General features: G+C 30.4%; 9 protein-coding genes. 8 read left to right on the top strand and 1 reads right to left on the bottom strand.

The genetic code is table 11. The features are described 5' to 3' along the window. Window positions 1-726 precede the first annotated feature (726 nt). From B4L98_RS00650 to B4L98_RS00615, 8 genes are all read left to right on the top strand, one after another. Window positions 727-1,404 carry a tyrosine-type recombinase/integrase gene (locus B4L98_RS00650; protein ID WP_291060599.1) on the top strand — a complete coding sequence of 226 codons (678 nt, stop codon included), beginning with the start codon at window positions 727-729 and terminating at the stop codon, window positions 1,402-1,404. A gap of 88 nt (window positions 1,405-1,492) precedes the next feature. Continuing rightward, the gene (locus B4L98_RS00645; RefSeq protein ID WP_291077302.1) at window positions 1,493-1,747 is read left to right on the top strand and encodes a type II toxin-antitoxin system Phd/YefM family antitoxin; all 255 of its coding nucleotides are present in this window, start codon (window positions 1,493-1,495) and stop codon (window positions 1,745-1,747) included. After that, on the top strand, window positions 1,748-2,005 hold the full coding sequence (locus B4L98_RS00640) for a Txe/YoeB family addiction module toxin (protein ID WP_219035457.1): 258 nt from the start codon (window positions 1,748-1,750) through the stop codon (window positions 2,003-2,005). Between the two features lie 190 nt (window positions 2,006-2,195). Next, on the top strand, window positions 2,196-2,525 hold the full coding sequence (locus B4L98_RS00635) for an ArsR/SmtB family transcription factor (protein ID WP_291077300.1): 330 nt from the start codon (window positions 2,196-2,198) through the stop codon (window positions 2,523-2,525). Between the two features lie 59 nt (window positions 2,526-2,584). Beyond that, complete coding sequence (locus B4L98_RS00630) at window positions 2,585-3,052, top strand: DUF6428 family protein (protein WP_291060605.1); 468 nt, start codon at window positions 2,585-2,587, stop codon at window positions 3,050-3,052. A gap of 16 nt (window positions 3,053-3,068) precedes the next feature. Next, a complete protein-coding gene (locus B4L98_RS00625; RefSeq protein ID WP_291077298.1) occupies window positions 3,069-3,683 on the top strand; it encodes a low molecular weight phosphatase family protein in 615 nt (204 codons plus the stop codon). A gap of 3 nt (window positions 3,684-3,686) precedes the next feature. After that, on the top strand, window positions 3,687-4,721 hold the full coding sequence (gene arsB / locus B4L98_RS00620) for an ACR3 family arsenite efflux transporter (protein ID WP_114999202.1): 1,035 nt from the start codon (window positions 3,687-3,689) through the stop codon (window positions 4,719-4,721). A 118-nt stretch (window positions 4,722-4,839) separates the two neighbouring features. Beyond that, window positions 4,840-5,283 carry a hypothetical protein gene (locus tag B4L98_RS00615; RefSeq protein ID WP_219035444.1) on the top strand — a complete coding sequence of 148 codons (444 nt, stop codon included), beginning with the start codon at window positions 4,840-4,842 and terminating at the stop codon, window positions 5,281-5,283. A gap of 382 nt (window positions 5,284-5,665) precedes the next feature. Here the strand turns inward: B4L98_RS00615 and B4L98_RS00610 are convergent. Next, window positions 5,666-5,868 (bottom strand): integrase core domain-containing protein (locus B4L98_RS00610; protein WP_291077296.1); only part of this gene is annotated, 203 nt, incomplete at its 5' end.

Here is a 5,868-nt window from a genome sequence, read left to right as displayed (position 1 = left end):
AAGTCAATTCTTACTTTCACTCTCAAACCCCTTTCGGAATCGGTTTGCAAAGGTAAAACTTATTTCTAAACTCACAAATTTATTTTTAAAATAATTTTGCCGCTATATAAGTCCTTATTTCAATTACAACACTACTCGTCTTTCGTATTGAGGTTGCAAATATACAACCCATTTTTCCGAACTTCCAAACATACTTTACATTTATTTTACATTCTTCTCTTAAGTTGCTGGTACAATGGGAAATATTTTTTGAGAATTTTAGATGTGAGAAGTGAGATACGAGGTTTTTGACGAGAAAAGCACGCTTTTTGAGTTACTATTTTGGGTTTACGAGAGGAAGATTGCGCGACAGTAAGCCATTTTTACGCTCATTACGCTAAATTGACTCTCGCCTTTTCAGCAAGTTTTCTATATGAAATTTCAAAGCTATCATGTTTTTAATTGTAGAAATTTGTTTTATTTCATAATCTAATTGTCTCTTTCAAGATTTGAATGGACAGTTATCTAAATAATATTAATAACAACAGAGCATTGATTCGCTATTGCAATACCTGTTTGATATTCGTTTATTTTTAGGTCATGATTTAAACGAAAAACTACCTTGGCATTCCACAATTTGTTAAACTTGCGTCCTTTTTGGTTAAAAAGCTTTCTTACAGTTATTTCAATTTGTTCATAAATTACTAATAATGTTAGTTTTAATACAAATGTTCAATTTTAGCCATAATGTTTAAAGATGCCATTCGTGAAGAAGTCATCAGTTTAAATACTTACCCATTTGCAAGTGTACGAATCAAAAAAGACAAGAGTACAAGACTGTTTTTAAACAAAGAACAAATCGAGCAGCTAAAAAACCACAAGAGTTCATTTGGTCAAACAGATACCTACTTCAGAGATATGTTTATTTTTAGTTGTTATGCCGGAGGATTACGTTTTAGTTATGTCGTTACCTTACAATGGAAAAACTACGATGAAAACGAACAACGTATCAGATTAAACATTCGTAAAACAAAACGTTCACATCAATTCAAAGTAGGTCAATCTGCTTTAGAGATATTAAACAAATACAAAAAAGAAACTTCCGAACCAGATGATTTTGTATTTCCAATCATTTCAGAAGCTAATTTCTTCGAACAATCCAACGAATACCAACTAAAAGTAATTGGTAGCAAAAATGTATTATGTGGTCAGAAATTGCGTAGAATCGGTAAAGAATTAGAATTTCCGTTCTCGTTATCATTTCATTTAAACCGACATACATTTGCAACACAAGCCTTAGCTAACGGTATGCGTATTGAGTATGTTTCTAAACTTTTAGATCACTCCGATATCGGAACAACTCAAATCTACGCTAAAATTGTAAACGAAGAATTGGATAAAGCTGTAGAGCAATTTATTGAATAATAGATAATTATTTTAGAATAATGTATAAAAATAGATTTTCCAAATCAAAATATTGTACATATATTTGTACACAATAAAATACAAGATTATGATTATAGCAAGTGTTTCAGATTTCAGAAAAAATATTAAATCTTATTTAGATAGTGTTTCAAAAAATTTTGAAACCTTAATCATCAACAGAGGGAAAGATTCTGGTATTGTTGTAATGTCTTTAGAAGAATACAATTCATTAATGGCTACAAATCATGAATTATCTTCACGAATCAACGAATCAAGATTAGATTCTGCCATTGAAAAATTAAAAAACAACCAATCTTTTGAAAGAGAATTAATCGAGGAATAGATGAAATATATTTTCGTAGATGAGTCTTGGGAAGATTATTTATTTTGGCAAAAAACCGATAATAAAAAAGTAAAACGCATCAATGATTTATTGAAAGATATTTCACGTACTCCTTTTACTGGTATTGGGAAACCAGAGCCATTAAAACATAAATATTCAGGGTTTTGGTCACGTAGAATAGACGAAGAACATCGTTTAATTTACAAGTACGAAGATAATCAGATATTAATTGCAAAGTGCCGTTTCCATTACGATTAAATAATCCATTTTTAAGATATAAATAAGATAGAATTCTGTTAGGTTGTAAAACGTAACAGATTTTTTTTTATGCCAAAATCGTAAACGAGGAATTAGATAAAGCAGTAGAACAGTATATTGAATAATTAATATTAAATAATTTTAGTATTTATAAAACATATCGTAATATTGCAATGATAATAAATCATTAATGGGAACAACTAAATCGGAAATATTTACAGACGAACAAAATAAACTAGCTACTTTATTCAAAGTATTAGGACATCCTGCTCGTGTGGCTATTATTCAACATATTATCAAGCAAAATGCGTGTATCTGTACAGATTTGGTGGATGAATTAGGTTTAGCACAAGCCACTATTTCTCAACATTTAAAAGAATTAAAAAGTATAGGAATTATCCAAGGTTCCATCGAAGGGAAATCAGTTTGTTATTGTATTGATGAAAAGGTTTGGGCTAAAATTCAAAAGGAGTTTTCTAACTTTTTCAATCAAAATGTCAAAATAGAGAAATGCTGTTAAAGCATTTTTTTAAAATAAATCATCGTAATATTGCGATTAATAAATAATAATTAAAGTATATGAAACTTTCAGAAATCAAAGAAATCTTACCAACATTAGAAAATGTTGAATTTCAATTAGAGGATGGTACGTTCGTGCCAGAGCATTTCCACGTTACAGAAGTGGGAGAAATCACAAAGAAATTTATTGATTGTGGTGGTGTCATCAGAAACGAAAAAGTAGTAAACTTTCAACTATGGAATGCAGACGATTACGAACATCGTTTAAAACCAGGTAAATTATTAAACATTATTCGCTTATCCGAAAACAAATTAGGGATTGAAGATTCAGAGATTGAAGTTGAATATCAGTCGACTACAATTGGGAAATACGATCTTGAATTTAATGGAAAACATTTCATTTTAAAAAATAAAAAAACAGCTTGTTTAGCGGAAGATGCTTGCGGTATTCCCGTTGCAACTGAAAATAAATTTAGAGTGAAAGAAGAAAAATCTTCTTGTTGCACACCTAATTCTGGTTGTTGTTAATTTTTTGATGTAGATAATGAATAGTACATTAAAAACAACAGTATCAGAAATACTAAATTTCAATTTTATAGACGACCAAAGGAAAGCTAATTTGCAACCTTTGGTTGTTTATATTCAAGAAAAATTCAATCGTAAGGAAGCTATAAATCTCAACTTTATTTGTACGCACAATTCACGCAGAAGTCATCTAGCACAAGTATGGGCACAATTCGCTGCTGCTTATTATAATATCCCCAATATCAATTGTTATTCTGGTGGTACAGCAGAAACAGCTTTGTTTCCAAAAGTAATTGAAACGCTAAGCAATCAAGGTTTTCAAATCTTTAAAATTACAGATAGTAATAATCCTATTTATGCGATAAAATATGATGAGAATAGTTCACCAATTATCGGTTTTTCTAAGAAATATAATGATGCATTCAATCCCATTTCAAATTTCGCAGCGATTCTAACTTGCTCCCAAGCAGATGAAGGTTGTCCTTTTATATCCGGTGCTGAAAAGCGAATTCCCATTACTTACGAAGATCCTAAAATTTCGGATGATACAACCGAACAAACCGAAGTTTACAAACAACGCAGTTTTCAAATCGCAACTGAAATGATGTACATATTTTCACAAATCACTAAATAAACGATGCAACCAAAACTAAAATTCCTTGATAGATACCTAACCTTATGGATTTTTATCGCAATGGTTTTAGGTGTTACAATTGGCTATATCTTTCCCAATATGTCTGTTTTAATAGAGCGTATGAGCATTGGCACAACCAATATTCCTTTAGCTTTAGGGTTGATAATAATGATGTTTCCACCTTTAGCCAAAGTAGATTATTCTCTATTACCACAAGTATTTAAAAACAAAAAAGTAATCGGAATATCCTTAATCTTAAACTGGATAATTGGTACAGTTTTAATGTTTGGTTTGGCAGTTCTATTTCTTCACGACGAACCGGATTATATGTCTGGATTAATACTAATTGGTTTAGCTCGATGTATTGCAATGGTGATAGTTTGGAGTGATTTAGCGAAGGCTAATAGAGAATATACAGCAATGTTAGTCGCATTAAATAGTATTTTCCAAGTTTTGAGTTATAGCTTCTTGGTTTGGTTATTCATTAATGTATTACCTGCAAAATTAGGTTTAGCTAATTTTAATGTTTCGGTTTCAATGATCGAAGTAACACAAAGTGTAATGATCTATTTAGGTATTCCATTTTTAATAGGTTTTATCACGAGATACGCGCTAATTAAGAAGAATGGTATAGAATGGTACAATCGTGTATTCGTACCCAAAATATCTCCCATAACACTTTATGCATTATTGTTTACAATAGTCATAATGTTCAGTTTAAAAGGAGATAAAATTATTGAATTACCAATGGATGTAATTAAAATTGCTATACCGCTAATAATCTATTTTGTTCTAATGTTCCTTATCAGTTTCTTTATTAATAAAGCAATGAAGGTTCCTTATGATAAAAATGCATCTATTTCATTTACAGCGACAGGTAATAATTTCGAATTAGCTATTGCAGTTTCCATTGCAATATTCGGTATTCACTCTCCACAAGCTTTTGTAGGAGTTATTGGTCCGTTGGTCGAAGTTCCGGTGTTAATACTTTTAGTAAAAGCAAGTTTGTGGCTGAAAAGGATATATTATAAAGAATAGAGCAATACATCGAATAAGAAAGTAAATCATCCATAAAGCGACACGTTTTTCCATCGTAAGGTTTTAATTTACATTAAATTACCTTAAAAAATGTTTAATGACTAAAACTTAATGTACTATGGCCTATTTGATAAAAGAAACTGTACAATTCAAAGAATTTACACAAGTTGCTTTACACAACGTAAACCTCGATAACTGTTACAAACAAGCTTTGTATCTCATTGATGAAGGATTCAGGTATTGGTTTAACAACGAAGAAATTAAAAACATCAACCAAAACAACGAGCAATACCAAATCAAATCCCCAGAAGAAGAATTGCTATTAACCTGGTTCGAAAAAGCTGATAAAGAAACAGCAACAGCTTTTCTTAACACTACGCAAATAGCTACAAGGTTAGCTTATTTTGGGAATATCAACATCAACAATTCAACCGTCATCCAATTGGGTAAAGCATTAAAGAAACACGGTTTTATGAGGATTTCAAAAAATGGTTCGTATGTATATGCAGTGAAAGAATTAGCATACGATCAAGTACAAAAAATGAACAAAGAGTTAGAGTAGAAATAAATTGAAAATCGCATAATGATTTGTAGACGAGTGTCAATCCATTGAGAGAAGCGCAAAAATGTTTACCGACCATCGGGAGTGATTTAAACATTTTAGTGAAACGAAATGATGATTGACCGGCGAGAATTGAAGCCTTGATTTTTTGATTACTTTTTTATCAAGAAAAAAGTAATTAATAAAATGAACATAATAATAGCAAACATCTCAAATGTTTTTGTATCAAGCCAAATCCAAAGGATTCATGAATACATTATTCATAAAACAATAAACCAATGAATAAAAAAAGAACATACAATAACAAAAGTCTAATAACTAACATCTCAAATCTCAATACTATGAGTGTCGTACTTCATCACTTCATAGACATTAAATATAATTATTTTAGTTTTGATTTTAGTATTTCATAAGGAGTTTTTCCTTTAAAAGATCCATGTGGTCTATTGAAATTATAAAAATTCTCCCATTGTTCTAAGTTTTGATTTAGATCGACATCATCAGTATAGCTTAAAAGTTGATAAAACTCTTTTTTATCAGTTAAATGAGATCGTTCAACTTTCCCATTTAACTGAGGCGTTCCTA

Source organism: Empedobacter sp. UBA5528, assembly GCF_002426075.1.
GTDB classification, from domain to species: domain Bacteria; phylum Bacteroidota; class Bacteroidia; order Flavobacteriales; family Weeksellaceae; genus Empedobacter; species Empedobacter falsenii_B.
Note: the sequence above shows the minus strand (reverse complement) of the source record. Positions and strands in the feature narration are given on the sequence as shown.